This is a genomic window from Xenorhabdus sp. TS4 (assembly GCF_014467265.1).
Lineage (GTDB): Bacteria > Pseudomonadota > Gammaproteobacteria > Enterobacterales > Enterobacteriaceae > Xenorhabdus > Xenorhabdus ehlersii.
The window spans coordinates 165,455-185,964 of sequence record NZ_NKHQ01000082.1 but is presented as its reverse complement, the minus strand read 5'-3'; the positions used below and the strand labels follow the sequence as shown (position 1 = coordinate 185,964).

The window sequence follows — 20,510 nt, the reverse complement described above, 5'->3', positions numbered from 1 at the left end:
TTAGTTCAGGTCGATGTCTTTACCGGTGATTTGCACCGGACCACTGGCTTCAAATTTGAGTTCACTGCCCTGAAGGGTGATTCGTCCGGCACTGTCCATGCGCAGGACACTCGCCCCGCAGCGCAGCTCAATCACATCCCCGACCGTGATGGATAGGGTATTGGCGACAGTCTCTGCCTTGTGGGTGCCGACCTCAATAATGTAGTCCTTGCCGGTGGTGAGTTTGCGCACTGCCTGCACCGTTTCCGTGCTGTTGAGGGTGACGGTTTCCTCTTTGTTCTCATTGACCCTGATGGTCTGGTTTTTCTCCACCGTCTCGCTGTGGTTGGCAAGCACATGGGTGGCGCGGTTGTTGAGCACTTTGGTGTACATGTCTTTCTGCGCGTGCAATGACAGCAATTCACTGCCTTTCGCATCCTCAAACAGCAGTTCGTTATACCCTTGCCCCTTGTGGGTTTTGGAGCGGAACGCCATCTGGGTTTTGCTGCCCGGCAGGGCCCCCGGCGGGAGGTTACTGGCGTGATAAGTTCGGCCCATGACAATCGGCTGGTCGGGGTCGCCGTGCAGGAAGTCCACCACCACTTCCTGCCCGATACGCGGGATGGCGAGCATGCCCCAGCCCTGACCGGCCCACGGCTGGCTGACCCGTATCCAGCAGGAACTCTGGTCGTCGCTGCGCCCGTATCTGTCCCACGGGAATTGCAGGCGTACGCGCCCGTACTGGTCACAGAAGATTTCTTCGCCGGCCGGACCGACCACCTTGGCAATCTGTGGGCCATCAATTACCGGTTTCGGCAACGGCGCCGGGCGCCAGTGCTGATTCTGGCGGATGAAGGAGAAGTGGCTGTGCAGCGTCGTGCCGGCGCCTGAGCTGGCCGTTTCCAGTGCCTGCGGCTGGCTGCCGCTGTGGTGGGTGGAAACGGTTTGCCATGACTGGTTCAGGTCTGCCCGTGGATGGTTATCGAGGATGAACAGTCTGCCCGGTTGCAGGGCGATGGCATTGCCGCTGCCCTGTCCGGTCATGGCATCGCTGCGCAGGGCCTCCAGGCGGTAGCGGGTGAACGCTTTACCGTGAACCTCGTCTTTGAAGCGGCCGGGGTAGTCGTAGTGCTCGTAGTACAATTGTTGCAGGTTCTCATCCCGTATCTGCTGCTGAAACTCGGCCGGCCAGGCCGGATTCTTGAAGGTGTAATCCTTAAGCTGCACCTGAGCCGGGCGTACCTGTGCGCTGCTGGTCAGGCTGTTGACCGCCGGTTCACCCAGTGTGCTGCTCTCCCCCGGCTGATAGGGCAGACGGATACCCGGCGGCACGGAACCGCAGTCGTCGGCAAATACCAGCGTGTTGCGCCCGTTACTGCATTCGAAGAAGTAGAAAATGCCCTCTTCCGCCGTCAGCCGTTGCAGAAAATCAAAGTCGCTCTCCTGATACTGCACGCAGAATTCGCGCTCCGGGTGCGGGTGGCGCAGGTTGAACACCACGTCGCGGATGCTGTGCTCTTTGAGGATTTTGGTGATGATGCCGGTGATATTGAGCTGCTGGAAGATGCGCGAGTTCTGCCGCAGGGTGGTGCGCCACAGGTCGGGGCGGATGCTCATCCGGTAGGTGGTCTGGTGTAAGCCGGTGTTGCCCTGTTCAAAGCGGGTGACGATACCGGTGACGCTGCGCTGTTCGACACCATTGTGCAGGACAGTGAGCGTTGCCGTACGGTCAAGTACCAGCGGGAAGGCAATGGCGGAGTCGGCGCTTGCCAGCCCCACTTCCAGGGTAAAGGGGCGCGAGAAATGTTCGGTCAGGCTGAAGTCGGTGACAACAAAGGTCTGTGCCGGCAAGCTGCCCGCGGTCAGGGTGAACAGCAGGCCGCTGGGATCGGCTCCGCCACCCAGCCCCAGTTTCTGGCCCAGTTGCTGCAACATCTTTTCTGCCCCGAGATTACCCGCCGCGGCTTTGGCTGCCAGCCCCGGCGCGCCAAGTGCCTTGCTTGCCCCGCCGGCAAAACCACCGCCGGGGATCAGGCTGCCGGCACCGAGACCGCCCACCGCCTTGCCTGTCCCACCGGCAAAGCCCCCTCCCATGCTACTGATCATACTATTGGTACCGAGACCGGCGGTGTTATCCCCCGCACCCGTCAACAGTCTTTTGGCCTGTTTCACACTCTGTGTCGCTTGTTGTCCTTGCTCTAACAGCGCTTTTCCTTTCTTCAATTTTGTGAGGTGCTTTTTCATTGGCATGGTGTATCTTCCTGAGATGATGTCAATCTTACACACATTGTCCCGGACAAATTGGTTAATTAAAGACGCAAGATGCCGCTTTGTGATAATTTGAAGAGACGTTGTTAGCCGAATATATTGGCTAATTTGTGCTGAGTAAAATGGGGGAATAATAAATAACAAAAAAGTAAAAACAAAATGAAATCCAGTGAAATAAAAAGTGGCTCCCAACAATCACAGGATGAAAAATTAAAATCATTGCTTTACTGGCGCAATGCGCGGTGTTTTTATATATAGTTAACTTATTATTTTGCATGATTTAGCTGGCAGGAAAAACGTCATTTAATTAACGTATTGATTTAAATATAAAAATGAAATTCCTGTTGCCTTTAAAATGATGATCATTTTAATTTTGTGATGATTATCACAAAAATGAAACCTATCAGACCGATAAGAATGGCTCCCATCATCACAAATGCCAGAGACGGATCCCACGGATGCGCCAGATTTAACTGCCGCATTATATCAAGCTGTTGTGACAGAGTTGGCTGGGAGATTTCCATTTCAAAAAGCTACCCGACATAATAGGTACTAAAATGTGAGAAAATATAAAATCCAACCTGTTTATGTAAAATAAATTGCAAAAAAATCAGAGAAAAATGGTTGAAATAATATTGATGGTATTTTTTTATGAATTAAATGCATTTTAGTTCTGATTATTTTTAACATATAAAATATAAGGATTTAGGCATAAAATTCAAAATGTTCACTGTAAGATAAGAACAGATAAAAGTTTTATTATGGGAAAGAGTTCACTCTAATTACAGTTATGGTGTGCGGTAATTTGAAAGAGTGAGGAGAGGTTAATTAATTATTTATTGATTTAAGGGAGTATATGTCATGAATTCATTTGAAAATAAGGTGATATTGATCACTGGAGGAACGGCGGGAATAGGGTTGGCTACTGCAATTGAATTTGCGAAAAAGGATGGAAGAGTCCTTTTGGTAGGGCGAAATGTTGATAAAGGTAGTAAAGCAATAGCACAAATGCCTCACAATGCTAATTGTGAGTTTTATTCTGCTGATATGAGTAAACGTTCAGACATTAAGCGACTTTTCTCATATATTAAAGAGCATTATGGACGTTTGGACATTGCTGTTAACAATGCTGGAATGTTCGGTGCTTCGTTTACTAAAATAACCGAATATCCGGATGAAGTATGGGATGAAGTCATTGCGACGAATGTGACGGGTGTGTATCAATGTATGAAGTATGAGATACAGTTAATGGAGCAATCAGGTGGAGCAATAGTCAATGTCGCATCAGTTTCAGGTTTAAAAGCGAATTATGCAGGAGGGTGTGCCTATACAGCCAGTAAACATGCGGTGGTTGGATTGACAAAGTCTGCGGCTTTAGAGATGGCAAAGTCAAATATTAGGGTTAATTCTGTGTGTCCAGGATTAATCAGGACAGATATGTCAGTCAGTGTGTTTGGAGAGAATTTAGATGCGTATGGTGACACCCACCCAATTGGAAGGATTGGGGAAGTGGAAGAAGTGGCTAATGCTATCGTGTGGTTATCTAGTAACAAAGCGGAATTCATTACAGGTTGTTGTTTACCCGTTGATGGCGGTTTAATGGTAAAATAGACTTTAAATACCAATTTCTTGAATTGATACATAATAAGACCCGTGACGGACAGGGACATGGCTGTACCCAATCCGTCCTTTTAGTTTCTGACACCTAAAAATCAATATGGGCTTTAATAGAACGATATAATCAATATATTATTCTGTATTCTTGCCATTAAAATAGATTGATGTTTTTGGAAAATAACGCGTATAATAAATATACTGAAAAATAAAAATTGCCTACAATATTTAGCTATTGAATTAAACTGTAATAAGTTATTTCGCTATAAATTTAGTCTGAAACTAGAGGAAATAAGATGGCAAAAGGAAACTTTTTGACAGTCGGCGCCAAAACGACGTGTGGCGGTGCTATTCTGTAGAGCTGACTTGATGTTTTACCCTATTATTGGTGGCGAATTGATATTGCTAAATTATGTCGGGTTTGCACAGGAAAGCAGATTTAAACTTTTAAAAAAGATAGAAGATTGGAACGGAATGGATGATTCTGAAATATTAAAGGTCATTAATTTAAAAGAATATTTTTGTAGTGATGTTTTTATAATTAATAAAGATTCCTATATAAAGGATGAAGTCTATTTGATGGATGTAAATAATCTTGATGATTTTGTTAGGAACTATGTTGAGCTGAACTCTGGTTGTTTTTTTGATGGCGATACATTTTTTATATCGTATAACGAACATATGACCTTATATGAACGCATCCCGTTTGCAAGGCTTCCATTGTTCTGACATTGACTGGTAGGTTGCAGCTTTATATCCGGCTTTATTGCAGCCTGACAGCTGCGAGCCCCTATGTCATTCGCCGACTCACGCCTTATTTCCTTAGCGAGCTTTAAGCTCAAGGCCATATTCAGGTTTAGCGAGTCCCGGTCTTACCTGTCTTTGTCATCACGCTGGCCGCCAGAGCAACCTTTCAGCATTCACCCTTTTAAGAGTTAATGTTTATCGGTATCAGCGATTAATACGGTCTGATACTGACATGATTCTTATCATATTTATGGTCATGGGCTGCTATCGCCCACACTGTCCGCGCCAGCTTGTTCGCCATCGCCACGACAGCTACACTGGTCGGGCGTCGTTTCTTCAGCTCTGTAATCCATGGACCCGGTTCCTTCACCAGTAACGCAGCCGCCCTTGCTCCGTGGATAAATAATGTCCGGAGGTAGGTATCGCCACGTTTGCTTATCCCCAGCAGGCGAACTTTTCCTCCTGAACCGGTCTGTTTCGGCACCAGGCCAACATACGCCGCGAACTCCCGCCCTGATTTGAACGCTGAGGCTTCACCCATGGTCGCAACGGCTGCCGTGGCGATGAGCGGTCCCACGCCGAGGATTTCCATCAGCCGCTTACAGGTTTCATTCTGGTGCGCCACACTGTTAAGCTGTTTTTCAAGGCCATTTATCAGTGAATCCAGCTCACTCAGCCTGTTGTACTGGTCTTCCAGCACAGTGATGAGATACGGCGGCAGTTTCGTCTTCATCCGCTCCAGGGCTGCCGGTAACTCCCTGTCCATCGCTGCCCGGCCTTTGTGGATGGTTTCACCAAATTCCAGCAGTGTCCCGTGCAGGGCGTTAATCTGTGCTGTCCGGAACTTCACCAGTTGTCTGCGCGAACGGTGCAGAACTAGCACCGACTGCTGCTCTTCGGTTTTTACTGCTATCGCCTTACCGGGTTGCTGTACTGCCATCCAGATAGCACGGGCATCCATCACATCGTTCTTGTTACCCATGACGAACGCCTTTACAAACCGCCCCTGCATCAGCCGGACTTTATGGCCCAGCTTTTCCAGTTCGCGCGCCCAGTACTGAGAGCCTCCGCAGGCTTCCATACCAATCAGGCAGGGCTCCCGGTTACTGAAGAACGCAAGAAAATCCTTGCTGCGAAGCTGCTTATCCACCACTTCACCTGTGTACTCATTGATGAAGTGAACCTGAATCAGATGTTTTGCGATATCAACGCCAATCGGTGTATATTTCATTTTGTGGAGTCTCCAGTCTGAGGGAGCACTATGCATCCCGTATTGGGCACTATGATGCCGGAAATCTGTGAGGCTCCACATCTCACTGTTCATCTTTTGTGCACCCAGTCAATGTTAGGTGGGATGCGTTCATGACATTTCCTTTAACGGTAATGGTAAAGTGATTACTCCTACAGCGCTGGAGAAATTGGCAGGGCAGTCGGGTTTCTCTAGCATTATCCCTTTGATAAATATGCTTGAAGAGATTTATTTTGTAGGGAGAATCCTTATCATAACCATTTCTTGACAAACTCTTCCAATGGCATCGGACGGTCAAAGTAATATCCCTGCAAATAATCGACAGAATAGTTCGTTAACTGATTAACCTGTTTTTGGTTTTCAATTCCTTCTGCCACAATTTCCAGATGCAATCGTAGGGCAAGGTCAATGATATTTTCCACAATATTTTTTGAAACCATATCGGTATTCATTTTGCTAATAAAGTTATGTCCGATTTTCACTAGGTTAACATTAAGTTTTTGTAAATAATTGTAATTAGAGAAACCTGTGCCAAAGTCGTCCAGTGCAATTAATACGCCTAATTCATCCAATTTATTGAATAAACTCATAGTATGGTTATCGAGTTCCAATAATTCTCGTTCGGTAATTTCCAAAATCAGTTTAATGGAGTTTGCTGGAAATGATTTCAGAAAATGATGACAATCATCAATTAACCTAACATCTTTATAATGTTTTGCGCTAATATTGAAATTAAAATGGAAATTTGTAGGTAATTGATGAGCAATAGGCGAAAAATAGTCTCTCACTTGGGTGATTAGGTTATGTGTTAAGGGAATAATCAAATCTGATTTTTCAATTTGTGCGATAAATTTGTTTGGTGTCAATAATCCATGAATTGGGTGTTGCCAGCGAACAAGGATTTCACTTCCAATAATTTCATTGTTTTTACTACAAATAATTGGCTGTATATAGGGAATGAATTGCTTATTTTTAATCGCTTTTTTCAAACGATATTCAGGGATAGTAATGGTTTTGGTATGTTTATAAAAAAACATCGCAGATATGAACGTAAGCAGAGACATTAATATAAATACACAGACTAATTCTACATCTGGTTGGATATTATCCTGATAATTGGAAAATAATCTCCAGAATATAAAACCTGTGCTGGCAGTGATGGTGATGAATAACATCACAAACATTTGATACAGGGATCGGTATGATTTCAGATTCAGCCCCATCATATCTCCTTTCTTGATAAAGCTCATTACTTAACAGTAGGCTTGTTATCCAAACTATGCAAAATTTTATTAACTTATTGATTACAAAAAAAGAGGCTCTTTTTTTGCGAAAACAACTTTGGCTATGTTACAGGAAGAATTTAAAGACGGGAAATAACTATATGACTATATGGCAAAATTGGGGGGGATTTTTTTATAATTGCTGAGGATGATCAAGATAAACAAATATTACTGCCATCCGTGGCTAAATTATTATTTGATTTATATCAATATATTATCAGGCTGCCCGTAATAAATAGGGCTGTGTTAAAACCCATATTGTCTGCTTCATGGTATAGCTATTATGGTGTCGTTATCACAATAGCAACTCGGCGATTTTCTGCCCGACCTTTTGAGCTTCGGTTATCGGCGATAGGTTGGCTTGGCCCTAATCCACGGGTTGTCAGATTAGTACGCTGCATACCTCCCTGTGTCAGTGCATCTGCAACGGTGTTGGCTCGTTTCAATGATAATTGATTGTTGTAATTCACTTCTCCGTAATTGTCAGTGTGTCCATCAAGGCGTGCGTGGTGGATACCAACTTTGGATAAAATACTTGCGAGTTGTTTTAATTTTGTTTCACCTTCTGGACGTAAGTGAAATTGGTCATTACCAAACAACACTTTTTCTGATATACCAAATAACCAGCCTTCATCGGTTTGTTGAAATCCCTGTTGTTTAAGTGCGGTGATTTGTGCGGCTGTCAAAGCTCCTTTATTCTGGCAGGCGCTGAGGAAAAGTGCGCCAATAAACGCAAAGATAAATACACAATAACGATTTCTGCTCATAGAGGGTTCCTTGATAGATAGTTTAGTTTTGTTGTATCAGCGGAATACCAGCCACCGCCTCGTTGCTTAATGTGATACATCGCCGCATCGGCTTCAGAGAGTAGTTGTTCTGCTGTTAGTTCACCATTGGATAATGCAACACCGATGCTGAGTGTGATACGTAGATGTTGTCCGTTGGGCAGGAGAATGGGGGTATCCATGGCATGAATGATATTTTTAGCAACGCGTTCTGCATCTTCTAGATTGGTGGAAGGCAACAGGATAGCAAATTCGTCCCCGCCAAGTCGGGCAACGGTATCTGTTTTTCTTACTCTTCGTTTTAATGTGGCGGCGATAGTGACAAGCACGTGATCGCCGGCAGCATGTCCATAGACATCGTTGACATATTTCAGCCTGTTACCATCAATAAATAATATCGCTGCACTTTCACGCATAAATTTATCGCTCATGACGGTTGAAAGAACGCGTTCAAAAGTTGCCCGATTTGGCAGTCCTGTCAGGGAATCATGTTGTGCTTGCCAGGTTAAAGCGGCTTTTTCTGTTTGCAGGTGGTGTTGCCACTCTTCCAGCTCTTCTAGCAGGTGATTGAAAACCTGGCTTAGCTCATGCAGCTCAGCAATATGGGCAGAGGGCACGCGTCGTGAAAATGTCCGCCGTTGCCGCACATCATGGGCGACGGCCGTAATGTTTTGCAGAGCTCTGACGATACCATCATGCATACGCAATGAGAGGTAGAGTGAAATGACGGCACTGAACAGCAGACAAGCAAATAGCACCAGCAGGGCCTGATAAATAAATTTGATGATGTGGCAACTGTTACCAATTAACCAGACTGAGCCTACTTTTTGCTGATGGTGATAAATTGGCAGGGTGAAAGGTTCAGGAAAAAGCCAGTGCTCGATCAATTTCTTGAAATTGCCAGTACGTGTCTCTTGATTGGCTTGCCAACTGGCTAACACCTGCTGTTTAGCATCAAAAATTTTGGCTTCTGTAAAGCCATCGTGAACGGCAATCATTTCCAATATTTCGTTTGCTGCGGTTTTATCCTGAAATACCACGGCTGCCTGTGCGGTATGGGCAATGGCTGTGGCAATCAGTTTTAAACTGTTTTCGGCGTATTTCTGCATGGCAAGCAGTGCCAGTAACGATAAAAACAAGCCGACTACGGATAATATGATAAACGTAATGACCAAATGGATCCGGTGGAAAGCATGACGTAAAGTCGGGCGCGATGGCATCAGTGAATAACGTTTTTTCATATAGATTATTCCACCTTACGAGCCAATTGCAGGACATTCGGATGTACGCGCACGCCGCTGCGCGTGAGAATATCAAGATTGAGGCTAAATGTTGCCGGAGTGCTGTTAATGTTGAGGCAAAATGCGCTGCCAATTTCACAGTTCGGATTATTTTCAGCAATGGTAAGCAATGGCTTGTCATTTTTCAGGTTGATCACCTGGTGTTGAAGTTGTGGATCAACTTGACCATAGTAAATTACATCACATTTTTCTATGAGTTGTTCTACGTTGAAATTTAGTGTTTCAACTTGCAGTTCTGTGTGATCAGAAATCATATCAATGTGGGTTAAGGCGCTAATGTAATTGGATGGAGGAACCAGACATAAGTGCAGGATAGTAGGTGTAATAGGCCAATGGGTATAACTGATAATTCCAGAAACTACCCGCGCAACATTTTCGTTGAGCGCTGTCTTTTCATTGATCATTTGTTTTTCATTGGTGTCAGGCATAGCCATTACTGCTGAATTACATGTGACGATGATTAAGCATAAGGTTATCAATAACCGTAGAAATAATCTGGAGACACAACGTTTAAAAATAGTGCGTTTATAAAGATAATGAATCCGTTCAATCAATTTCATATCGGGTTCCAGTATATATTTTTCATCCAGTATTTGTTTTTCATATTGTAAATGGTCGTGTTAAATTTTTTGATAAAATCTGTTTTCAGCCAAAACCTATCTCATTTAGTATTATTTCCTTAATGAGATAGGTTGTAAAATTGTTGCCTGCCAAATAAGATTATTGGCAATCTAATTGATACCTTTAAGGTATAATTTCATTCTTAGTGAATAAATGGCTATTTCTATATTGATACATCTTCATTGATTCCTATTATATGTCCATGATTGTCATAAGTGATACTGGAAACTTTGCTTTGCCTTAAGGTATCAAATAACTTTTGCTCCAAAGTAAAACTCTGCGCCACCTCAGTGTGGGTTAACGCAGGTCGATGGCAACGACGTTCGATCCTAAATCGACGTTGGTTGTATTTTGCCCAGCCAATTAGCAAAAATGCATTAAATATGGCAATGGCAATATAAAAGGCAATGACGTCCAGTTCTGAAGTAAATAATGTCGAAGTAAAAGGCCTGGGACCATTATGGGAAGCGTAAAATAATCCCACCATGAATAAATAGATAAAACCAGCCCAAGCCAGGATGGTCAACAGAATATCAATTAAACGAGGCCATAACCTTTGTTCGGTAAAAATCAAGGGTTCTTTCATGATTCGATTCTCTCTATTCCCCTGTCAGGGCTTTCCCAGCGAGCACGTTTTCTGTGTACTTTAAGCATCACTTTGGGAAAAGATACCAAGGTCGTAAATAGATTTAGCATCCAATAAACCATCGGATACCAAATCACCCAGAACAGCGATGAGGCAACGTGTTTTTCATAGCGTCGTTCAATCACTAAACTGACGGTAAACTGGATCAGGCAGGTAGCCGCCAGAACTAATCCCGTATACCCAGGTGGAAATAGTGTATAGACGCGAATGTTTTCCGGTAATGTGATGAACATGCCGAGTAAAAATAAAATGATGGAAAGGGCAAATGTAAATGACCAGATAACGGAACAGCAGAATTCAGCAAATAACCCCCACATGCGGCGATATTGCCATGACCACAATTGACGCAGGTTTTTCAGGAAAACTTCGGCTCCACCCTGTGCCCAGCGTAACCGCTGCTTCCATAATCCTCGTAGGGTTTCAGGCATTAAGATCCAGCAGATAGCACGGGGTTCGAAAAAGATGGACCAATGGCGTAACTGGAGTTTCCAACTCACATCAATATCTTCTGTGATCATGTCATTACTCCAATACCCCACGTCGGCCAGTGCCCTGCGATTAAAGGCTGCAACAACACCTGAAACGGTAAAGACTTGACCATAAACCCGTTGGGTACGTTTGATTAGACCAATGATGGAAGAAAATTCCCCAACCTGAATGCGCCCAACTAAGGTGGATCGTGTGCGAACGCGGGGATTGCCTGTAACAGCACCAACACGGGGATGATCAATCATGGGCTTGACCAGCCAAACAGCTGCATCGCGATCTAATAGGGCATCGCCATCAATACAGACCAGATAATCACTTTTCGCGGCAGCAGCACCTGCTTGAAGTGCAGTGGCTTTGCCTTGATTCTGTTTCAGGTGTATCACTCTCAAGTCTTGATGTTGTTTCGCCATCGCATTGAGTTCATCCGCGGTGCTGTCGGTTGAACCATCATTGATAGCGATCACTTCAATATTGGGATAGCGCTGGTTTAAGGCCGCCAGCAGTGTCTCGCGAACATTTGGCCCCTCGTTGTAGCAAGGGATCAAAATTGAAATTAGAGGTTTTCCTTCAAGATGCGGGACTTCTTCATCAACGATTTTCCAATGCCTTTCCCGATAGATCCAGAAATAGATCCCTCCTGAGATCCAGATAGCCGACATGAACAAAGGCCAGAAAAAGACAAAGTTCAGCATGACTTCCCCGGTAAAGGTGATAGCGATACCGAGAGGGATGCTTAATACCAGGCAGAGCACTGCAAAAGCAATAATACGATCAATCATTAAGTGGATACCATTCAGGAGAAAGAACAGGGCGAATCTCATTCATTTCTGGTTGATTATTGAGAAAGTCATCAGGGTAGTAACCGAAGCTCTGCGCACCATTGAGCTGCAATTGACGCATCCACTCTGCTAATTGGTGCCCTGGGATCGCTCTTTTATCCAGTGGCTTGCGCCAATCTACGGATTGCAATTCAAAAACAGTTTTGTCCAGTGCTTGTGGGCGTTGTGCAATGATTTTCACCAATCGGGATAACCACTGGTTGCTTTTTGCTAGAGGCACATTTTCCATCAATGGCATAGCCATTGGAGCAATCCAATCGTAGTGAGCGAGGAAATCATCCAGATTTTGGGCAAACCACTCTTCGCTATCCGGTTCCAGAATGGGCAGGGCAAAAATATTGCGAGCAGTTTTGATCTGATAACTCCGTATTGACTTAAGTTCTTTGGTTAACTCATGAGTAAAATCAATCAGGTATTGGCTTTTAAAGCGTGTCCAACGGGTGAATTGTTCTGGATCTTGCCGAATTTCTGCAATGGAAGCAGATAAACCTGCGGCCTGATAAGCTTTGATGGCATCTGCACTAGCATCTTCAAAATCGGACATGACTGCGTCATCGTGATACAGGATGCCCTGAAAAATAGCGTGAGAGGCCAAATCTTGATAAATCTCTTTGATCCTTCGGCGGTTTTCTGGGTTATAAGGCGATAAACGACGATATTGTGTCGGATTTACAAATAGCTTGTTATGACTGGCGTCATAGCTCATCACCCGCGGGAGTGAAGACTCCAGTTCAAAGGCCAGAACGGGCATCCACGCATAAACTTCAATGTTCAGGCGGCTGTGCAATTGCCAGGCAACACGGTTAAAGAGATCAGCCCGCATTGGGAGCCAGCGATTAGGAAAGTAGAGCTCACGTACATTGCCATCACCTTTGGGATCAGCAAAGGCTTGCAGGAAAACGGTGTTGACGCGTAGATCGGCAATGCGTTGAACCAGCTTGTCGAGATTATGGGCTTGTTGAACGGGATCAGGATCATAAACATAATCCAGATCAATATGGGCAATTCGTAAGATTGGTTTATTCTGTACCTGAATTACCTGCTCGGCGAATTCTTTCAGGGAAGGGTTATGTGTGAGCAAGATACGTGGAACATTATCAAGATTGTTGACGTTTGCCAGCCCGTTGTCCAGAGTCAATGCCATTTTGTAGCCGTAACGTTTAGCTATTTCCAGTGTAACACCGCTATCGATGCCATAAGGCCAAATCCAGACCCGTGGCTGCTTGCCTGTGGCAGCGATAATTCTTTGGGTAATAGTAGCAATATCCTTTTCCATCCGCAGGCGAAACGCTTGCTCACTTTCATAGTTACCTGTTTTCGGATCGTAAATGCGAATGGCCGCGGCCGGCTCGGTATTGCCTTGTGGGTTAGCGATGGCGCCATAATGATGCTGATAAGTATGGGAACCTATTTCCACTAAACCAGAACGAGACATTTCAGCCACCTGTTCCCAGGTAGTGAAGCGCTCCCGCGCTACCATCAATCCACCAAAATCAACGGGTTTTTTGGCTGGTGCATCAACCCAGATGCCAACGGGGGCCAGAATAGCAGGCCAGTTATAAGCTTTCAGCAGCGGAAATACGCGATGGTAGAAACTGCTATAGCCATCATCGAAAGTCAGCAATACGGCCTTGGGAGGCAGTGGCGTACCTCCCTGATTGGCGATAAGAATTTGATCGACAGTAACAGGCTGGTAGCCATTTTCCCGCAGCCAGGCAAACTGATCGTTCAATGCGCTGGTACGGACTGACATAAAACGCTGATCTGCACCATCATCTTCAACATCATGGTAAGCGAGAACCACAAAACCATTTTTAGGCCAAGGGCGTTCATTCAGGGGAAGCGGCCGTTGTGCTGGTGGAACGAAATCAGGTTTTTCTGCATATGCCAGCATGCCAAACTGGGGGACCAACAGGCTAACCAGTAGTGCCGATATCATCAACCAATGACGAAAAACATTGTGTGTCATAGAAAATCCTTTAGAACCGATAGATTAAATCAAAAGCAGCTTGCAGATTACTTTCTCGTTTACCGTCATAAGGACGTTTATCCAGCGTGAGTCTTACCCCTACGTCAATAACATCATTCCATTTAATACGTTGGCCATATCCCACCATTGTGATTAGGCCACTGCCGTACCCTTGCTGCCAATATTGCCCAATCCCAGCCACAACTTGCTGGCTCCAGACGGTTTGATAGTGCCGATACATGATGTGATCCGCTTCCAGTTCAGGCAGGAAGGTAAAGTCGCTTTTGGGATTGAAATAGGGTGTATTTTGCCGGGTATTGTGAGTTGTACTCAGTTCCAACTGCGCATCGAGCTTCAGGTAAGAGGCGGTATATAGGCGTTGAAGGCCGTCAATGCCATATTCAAAACGATGGTTGCCATCTGAAAAGAATGCCGGGGCAAAGCGAGCACTCCACTGGCTGCGTTCGCTGTATCTCCAGCGAGTGTAAATTTGCCCACCATGAGCATGGATATTATTGCTTAACGCACGCAGGGGGGTATTACGGGCGAAGCGTTCTGCGGAGCCACCCAGTCGCCATTGATCATTGAAGTCATACCAGGTTGCGATTCGCAATCCCACCTTGCTGCCATGACGATAATTACGTGCAGAAGCTTCACTTTCCAGCCAAAAATCCCGCGAACGCCACTCTACACCACCACGTAAATCACGGTTCAAGCCTCGGCCTTCTGAAAATTGGCCGCGATTGTAAGCACCACCAGCAAATAAGCGCCAGTTATCCTCAAAAGGAGGGCTATAAAGTACAGTGTCAATATCTGAACTGTGTCTGCCACTTTCTGGGTTATCTGAATTAATGCCTTGATTAACCTTAAGTTGCAGTTCTGACATATGATGCACATTGCGCAGACGGTTAAAGCGTTTAGCAAGCATATCTTCTGGTGCGCGGGTAATCACATCATCGGCCAGCAAATCCATCTGATGCCATTCTTGCAGAGTCAGGGCGGTATAACCTTGCTGGATTTCCAATGCCAGATTACGGTGATCGAGTCCTTCAATTTGCTTTAATTCACTCTCAGCACGACGTGGCCAACCACGATCCAGCCAGATAGCCGCCAGGTCAATCCGTAATTTCTGATTGCCGGGAGCGGTGCGGGCTAAATGGGTAAAGCGTTTTTCTGCTTCGGCAAGATCTTCGCGTAATTGTGCAGATTCCGCTAAAAATTGCTGCCCTTGTAGCCAGTCATCATTCGGAACACGAATGGGAGAGCCAAAGACATTAAGCATATAAGGATTGCGTTGCTTGATATCGGTGGCAAGTTGTTGAGCTGCATCCAGATACTCACTTTCCACATTCGCATAAAAAAGGACGATATCATCTTCAAGGGGAATATTGGGCGATGATATTTTCCCTGACGACGAGATATTTTCATCAGGATGATTCAAAAAAGAATAGTTCAAGGAGTGCAGAATATTTCGTGCTTTTTCTGGCTGGCGCAGATTCAGGTAGGCTGCCGCTGCCCATTTCTGCGCATATCCTGGGATATGTATGCTTTGTTTCTGCTCAGCTTGTTTTTGCAAAGCCAGATATTCATCAATAACTTCTTGCAGCCGATGGCGGGAAAGAAGGGCACCAAGCCGATCAATGCGCGCCCGTTGGTAATCTTGTTGTGCATCGGGTAGGTTGTGCCATTGGTTAAGCATATGTTCGTAGCGTGCAAGTGCCCTGTCAGCAATGTCAAAGCGCTCTTTTTCACTACGATTAGGGATCATTGACAAACGAACCAGTTCTGCTACAGCGTCAGCTTCCAGCCTGCGCAGTTGCGCCGTGGTTAATTGTGTAGCGTGCTGTTGTCCTAGGCGCCATGCCGGATCACTGACTCGATTGTTTTTTAGGCTGAACAGATAGTCTTGAGTAACGTCTTGATTGTCGGGAAACCGTTTATGCGCGATAGAAAGCACTTGCATGGCATTCCATATCCGGCCAGCTGACTGGTCAACGTAGGCCAGCAAACGGTAATTAGCAGCGTCGGGTTGATGAGCCAATAAATCTTTTGCCAAACGTCGGGCTTCTGCGTCTTGTTTGGCATCGGCGAGTGTCATGATAAGGCCAGCTTTGATGTCTCTGTTCTGCTTGTCCAGGGCCAGGGTTGTGCGCCATAGCTGTATTGCTTGTGACCATTGACGTTGGTTGCGATAGGCTCGGGCAACGGCCGCTATCCCTCTGGCGGGTATAGCCATTGAGCGATAGCGCTGCCAGAGAGAAATGACTTCATCATCATGTCCAGCCCAGCTTGCAATTTGCAACCAATCGGCAACTTGCGAGGAAGAAAGACGATGTCGTTTCTCCTCCTGACGAATATATTCGAGCATGGGATTGGTATTGCCATTTCTGGCTTGTTGAATTAACGCATCGTAATCTGCCTGAGCGGATTCCGTTGTTATTAAACAACTTAGTGATATAAATAACGATAACAGCTTATACCGATATCTATGAAAGCCCATCGGACGGAAATAAAGATATGACACGCTATCCCCTTTTTATACTGCTTGTTGGTTTTACAAATAGCAGGACCAGACGGAGTTTAATTTAATTTAGATTAAGATGAATTTTTACATTCTTCATTTTTGAAGAGGCAGAATAATACGTACTGCGTGAATTTATATCAATGGAAAAATTTTGTGAAATAATTACGATCATTTGATTTTTTATTGGTATCATATCTATATGAAATAATATATAAGAATGACACTTATGTTTTTAATTAAATTTTATTTGTTTTAAATCAATTGGTTGTGACTTTGTTTCTCTGTCGTAAAAATTTTTTGAAAAATAAGGATTAATATTGGGGTTGATTTCAATGAAAAAAACTTAGACTGAGTGTAAATATTTTTTATTACCGAAGAGTGAATATTATTGGTTGTTGAGGTTTTCATTTGAAATAACTTGGTTAAAGTGAGATTGATTTATTTTTCAGTATAAAAATGTGGTTTATTGATCGTATAATGACTATATTTCAAAATTAAATACTATTTTTAATCCACATACCGAAAATGTTAGCGAAATTGATATTCGGTTATTCTCTTTTGTGTGTGAATTCCAAACAATATTGTATTGGTGATTTACATTAGTAATTATATGGGTATTGTTATCACTTGCAGATAACGTTAGATGATCGTATTCAGATTTATCTGAGAAGGTATTAGCTCAATCACTAATTAATTTTCAGTTTTGTTATCAATGGATTTTATATTTCTCATTTATAGCTGAAATATCGCCAATTAAATGACAATTCCTTGAACTAAGATAAGGAAATCGTTTTTATCCGCATTAAGATCAAGAACGTCTTATATAATTATCTCTTATTCTTTGGCATCATTTTTGAAAGAATTTTTTGGGCATTATATGTCAAACAGCGCACTCAACCGCCGCTGGGCGGAACTTTTATTGGAAGCATTAACCCGCCACGGATTGCGTCATGTCTGCATTGCTCCCGGCTCTCGTTCAACATCATTGACATTGGCTGCCGCAGAAAACCATAAGTTGATCTGTCATACTCATTTTGATGAGCGTGGGTTGGGCTATTTGGCCTTAGGATTGGCAAAAGCGGGCAAAGAGCCGATTGCGGTTATTGTGACGTCTGGAACGGCAGTTGCCAATTTGTACCCTTCTTTAATTGAAGCGGGCTTGACGGGAGAACGATTGGTATTTCTCACCGCGGATAGGCCGTCTGAATTAATCGATTGTGGTGCCAATCAAGCTATTCGTCAGGTAGGCATTTTTGCTTCTCATCCCGCGCAAACTTTAGCACTGCCACGACCAACCACAGAGATTCCTGCCAGTTGGTTGGTTTCTTCCATCGATAATGCAATGTCAAATCTGAAACAAGGTGCTCTACATATTAATTGCCCGTTTGCGGAGCCTTTGTATGGTAATGAGATGACAGCGCATCAAGATTGGTTGCAAACATTGGGGGATTGGTGGCAAGGGAATGAACCGTGGTTGACTCAGCCAGAAATGCATACCACCATCAAGGCCGTTGATTGGGATATTTGGCAGAAAAAACAGGGGATTGTACTGGCAGGGAGAATGAGTGCAGAAGAGGGGAAATATGTTGCCCAGTGGGCAAAAGAGATGGGATGGCCGCTTATTGGTGATGTGTTGTCCCAAACGGGGCAGCCTTTGCCATATGCAGATTTATGGCTCACTCACTCCCGCACTCAGGAGATTCTGGCGCAAGGGCAATTGGTGATCCAATTTGGCGCCAGCCTGACTGGCAAGCGACTGTTGCAGTGGCGGGCTAAATGCCAACCTGAGCAGTATTGGATTGTCGATCCCATTGTCGGCAGGCTTGATCCTGCAAACCATAGAGGGCGCAAATTCACTTGCAGTGTGACTGATTGGTTACGGGAACATCCCGCATATTCACAAGCACCTTGGGCACATGAATTGCATTCATGGTCAAAAAGCGCGTTTAAATGTGTTGAAACAAAGTTGACGGGAGAATTCAGCGAGGCAGCGGTTGCGCATCAATTGCATCAATTGTTGCCAGAGCAGGGCCAATTGTTTGTCGGCAATAGCTTGATTGTGCGTTTGGTTGATGCTTTAGGGCAGCTTCCCGTGGGTTATCCGGTTTACAGTAACCGAGGTGCCAGTGGTATAGATGGCTTGATCGCGACCGCAGCAGGTGTACAACGGACAACCAATAAACCGACACTCACGATTATAGGTGATATCTCTGCCCTCTATGATCTGAATAGCCTGGCTTTATTACGCAATCTTTCTGCTCCTATGTTATTGATCATAATGAATAATAATGGCGGGCAGATTTTTTCTCTATTACCAACACCGCAGGAAGAACGCCAGCGTTTTTACTGTATGCCGCAAGATGTCAATTTTGATCATGTTGCTGCTATGTTCGGCCTGAATTATGCGGCACCACAAAATTGGTCGGAATTAAAACGGTGTGCCCAACAAGTATGGGATCGTAAAGAGACAACATTGGTTGAGTTAAAGGTTCCAGGCAATGCAGGAGCGGTATGCCTGCAAGAACTGCTAAAACAGGTGGCGGCTTTGTGAAACTAAACTGTCGGACATTTCATACACATAACCAAGGGACATGGTTAGTTTGGTTGCATGGATTATTGGGAAGCGGCGACGATTGGTCTCCTGTCGTGAGTGCTTGTGATCGATATCCTTCATTGGTTGTTGATTTACCGGGGCACGGTAATTCCGTCGATGCGAATTTGACCGGCGGTTTTGCCGAGATGAGTGAATTGCTGATAGCCACTCTGGCCGAGTATCCAATCAATGATTACTGTTTGATTGGCTATTCACTGGGAGGACGAATTGCCATGTACCATGCGCTCTATGGCAAACAAAATGGCTTGCGCGGGTTGCTGGTGGAAGGAGGAAATCCGGGGCTGTTTTCCCGGCAGGAGCGTGATATGCGGTTACGCAATGATCAGCATTGGGCACAGCGTTTTCGTCAAGAGCCAATGATGTCAGTTTTGCCTGATTGGTATCAACAACCGATATTTGCTGATTTAACGACGGCACAACGTGAGCAACTTATTCATCTGCGCAGTCAAAACAGGGGAGATCGTATCGCAGATATGCTGGAAAATACCTCTTTAGGATACCAACCTTGGCTAGTTCCTGCTTTACAACACATATCGATTCCTTTCTCTTACTCATGTGGGGAAAATGATCGTAAATTCCAGAGCATAGCGCAGCAATATACACTGCCATTAACAACGATTCCTCAAGTTGGACATAATGCTCATTATGGCAATCCTGTGGCTTTTGCCAGCGCAGTGAACTGTTTTTTATCACTTTTTGGTTAAGGAAACACAATAATGCGTTACCCAAGCGAAGAAAAATTGTATGCCCCTATTGAATGGCAAGATTGTTCCCAAGGGTTTGAAGATATTCTCTACCATAAATCCACAGACGGCATTGCCAGGATTACGATTAATCGCCCACAGGTACGTAATGCGTTCCGTCCCCTGACCGTCAAAGAGATGATTCAGGCGTTGGCAGATGCTCGTTATGACGAGGAGATTGGTGCGATTATTCTGACGGGAATGGGGGAAAAAGCGTTTTGTGCTGGAGGCGACCAAAAGATCCGTGGCGATTATGGTGGTTATCAAGATGACAACGGAGTACACCATCTGAATGTATTAGATTTTCAGCGGCAGATCCGTACTTGCCCAAAACCTGTCGTTGCTATGGTTGCGGGTTATGCCATTGGCGGTGGGCACGTGCTGCATTTGATGTGTGATTTGACTATCGCGGCGGATAACGCCATTTTCGGTCAAACAGGCCCTAAAGTCGGTTCCTTCGATGGCGGCTGGGGAGCATCGTATATGGCGCGGATCGTAGGACAGAAAAAGGCGCGCGAAATCTGGTTCCTGTGCCGCCAATACAATGCTAAGGAAGCATTGGATATGGGATTGGTAAACACTGTTGTACCTTATGCCGAATTGGAAAAAGAGACTGTGCGCTGGTGTCGTGAAATGTTGGAAAACAGCCCAATGGCGTTGCGTTGCCTGAAAGCGGCATTGAACGCAGATTGTGATGGTCAGGCTGGTTTACAGGAATTGGCGGGCAATGCCACCATGCTGTTCTACATGACCGAAGAAGGGCAGGAAGGGCGCAATGCGTTCAACGAAAAACGCCATCCTGATTTCAGTAAGTTCAAGCGTAATCCGTAAGTTGTCAT

General features: G+C 44.9%; 16 protein-coding genes. 5 read left to right on the top strand and 11 right to left on the bottom strand.

Features of this window, described 5'->3' with window-relative positions:
- Window positions 1-2,229 carry a type VI secretion system tip protein VgrG gene (gene tssI / locus Xets_RS18750; RefSeq protein WP_120211344.1) on the bottom strand — a complete coding sequence of 743 codons (2,229 nt, stop codon included), beginning with the start codon at window positions 2,227-2,229 and terminating at the stop codon, window positions 1-3.
- 380 nt (window positions 2,230-2,609) lie between these two features.
- Window positions 2,610-2,771, bottom strand: a complete 162-nt coding sequence (locus Xets_RS28780) for a DUF6691 family protein (RefSeq protein WP_167450574.1) — start codon at window positions 2,769-2,771, stop codon at window positions 2,610-2,612.
- A 337-nt stretch (window positions 2,772-3,108) separates the two neighbouring features.
- Here Xets_RS28780 and Xets_RS18745 point away from each other — a divergent pair, with 337 nt between their 5' ends.
- Both Xets_RS18745 and Xets_RS18740 read left to right on the top strand, forming a co-directional pair.
- The gene (locus tag Xets_RS18745) at window positions 3,109-3,858 is read left to right on the top strand and encodes an SDR family NAD(P)-dependent oxidoreductase (RefSeq protein WP_099133613.1); all 750 of its coding nucleotides are present in this window, start codon (window positions 3,109-3,111) and stop codon (window positions 3,856-3,858) included.
- A 372-nt stretch (window positions 3,859-4,230) separates the two neighbouring features.
- The gene (locus Xets_RS18740) at window positions 4,231-4,590 is read left to right on the top strand and encodes a hypothetical protein (protein WP_187652301.1); all 360 of its coding nucleotides are present in this window, start codon (window positions 4,231-4,233) and stop codon (window positions 4,588-4,590) included.
- A 229-nt stretch (window positions 4,591-4,819) separates the two neighbouring features.
- On the opposite strand, the gene Xets_RS18735 is transcribed toward Xets_RS18740, so the two are convergent.
- The 9 genes from Xets_RS18735 to pgaA form a co-directional block, all read right to left on the bottom strand.
- Entirely contained in the window at window positions 4,820-5,839 is a 1,020-nt protein-coding gene (locus tag Xets_RS18735; protein ID WP_187652300.1) for an IS110 family transposase, read from the bottom strand.
- 269 nt (window positions 5,840-6,108) lie between these two features.
- On the bottom strand, window positions 6,109-7,083 hold the full coding sequence (locus Xets_RS18730) for an EAL domain-containing protein (protein ID WP_255430686.1): 975 nt from the start codon (window positions 7,081-7,083) through the stop codon (window positions 6,109-6,111).
- A 338-nt stretch (window positions 7,084-7,421) separates the two neighbouring features.
- On the bottom strand, window positions 7,422-7,907 hold the full coding sequence (locus Xets_RS18725; protein ID WP_099133617.1) for an OmpA family protein: 486 nt from the start codon (window positions 7,905-7,907) through the stop codon (window positions 7,422-7,424).
- Window positions 7,904-9,166, bottom strand: a complete 1,263-nt coding sequence (locus tag Xets_RS18720; protein ID WP_099133618.1) for a diguanylate cyclase domain-containing protein — start codon at window positions 9,164-9,166, stop codon at window positions 7,904-7,906. The genes Xets_RS18725 and Xets_RS18720 overlap by 4 nt, the downstream gene beginning before the upstream one ends.
- A gap of 5 nt (window positions 9,167-9,171) precedes the next feature.
- The gene (locus tag Xets_RS18715) at window positions 9,172-9,654 is read right to left on the bottom strand and encodes a YfiR family protein (RefSeq protein ID WP_244208747.1); all 483 of its coding nucleotides are present in this window, start codon (window positions 9,652-9,654) and stop codon (window positions 9,172-9,174) included.
- A 356-nt stretch (window positions 9,655-10,010) separates the two neighbouring features.
- Window positions 10,011-10,433 (bottom strand): poly-beta-1,6-N-acetyl-D-glucosamine biosynthesis protein PgaD, encoded by a 423-nt coding sequence (gene pgaD, locus Xets_RS18710; protein ID WP_099133622.1) that lies wholly within the window; start codon window positions 10,431-10,433, stop codon window positions 10,011-10,013.
- Complete coding sequence (gene pgaC, locus Xets_RS18705) at window positions 10,430-11,761, bottom strand: poly-beta-1,6-N-acetyl-D-glucosamine synthase (protein WP_187652299.1); 1,332 nt, start codon at window positions 11,759-11,761, stop codon at window positions 10,430-10,432. The genes pgaD and pgaC overlap by 4 nt, the downstream gene beginning before the upstream one ends.
- Window positions 11,754-13,790, bottom strand: coding sequence for a poly-beta-1,6-N-acetyl-D-glucosamine N-deacetylase PgaB (gene pgaB / locus Xets_RS18700; protein ID WP_187652298.1), 2,037 nt, complete (start codon window positions 13,788-13,790; stop codon window positions 11,754-11,756). The genes pgaC and pgaB overlap by 8 nt, the downstream gene beginning before the upstream one ends.
- Window positions 13,791-13,800: 10 nt before the next feature.
- Window positions 13,801-16,314: a poly-beta-1,6 N-acetyl-D-glucosamine export porin PgaA gene (gene pgaA, locus Xets_RS18695; protein WP_187652297.1), complete on the bottom strand. Its 2,514-nt coding sequence runs from the start codon at window positions 16,312-16,314 to the stop codon at window positions 13,801-13,803.
- An 877-nt stretch (window positions 16,315-17,191) separates the two neighbouring features.
- Between pgaA and menD the strand changes: the two genes are divergently transcribed.
- From menD to menB, 3 genes are read left to right on the top strand one after another with little or no spacing between them, the layout of a single operon-like run.
- On the top strand, window positions 17,192-18,865 hold the full coding sequence (gene menD, locus Xets_RS18690) for a 2-succinyl-5-enolpyruvyl-6-hydroxy-3-cyclohexene-1-carboxylic-acid synthase (RefSeq protein WP_099133630.1): 1,674 nt from the start codon (window positions 17,192-17,194) through the stop codon (window positions 18,863-18,865).
- Entirely contained in the window at window positions 18,826-19,632 is an 807-nt protein-coding gene (menH, locus tag Xets_RS18685; RefSeq protein ID WP_099133632.1) for a 2-succinyl-6-hydroxy-2,4-cyclohexadiene-1-carboxylate synthase, read from the top strand. The genes menD and menH overlap by 40 nt, the downstream gene beginning before the upstream one ends.
- A 12-nt stretch (window positions 19,633-19,644) precedes the next feature.
- Window positions 19,645-20,502, top strand: a complete 858-nt coding sequence (gene menB, locus Xets_RS18680; protein WP_099133634.1) for a 1,4-dihydroxy-2-naphthoyl-CoA synthase — start codon at window positions 19,645-19,647, stop codon at window positions 20,500-20,502.
- Window positions 20,503-20,510: the final 8 nt, after the last annotated feature.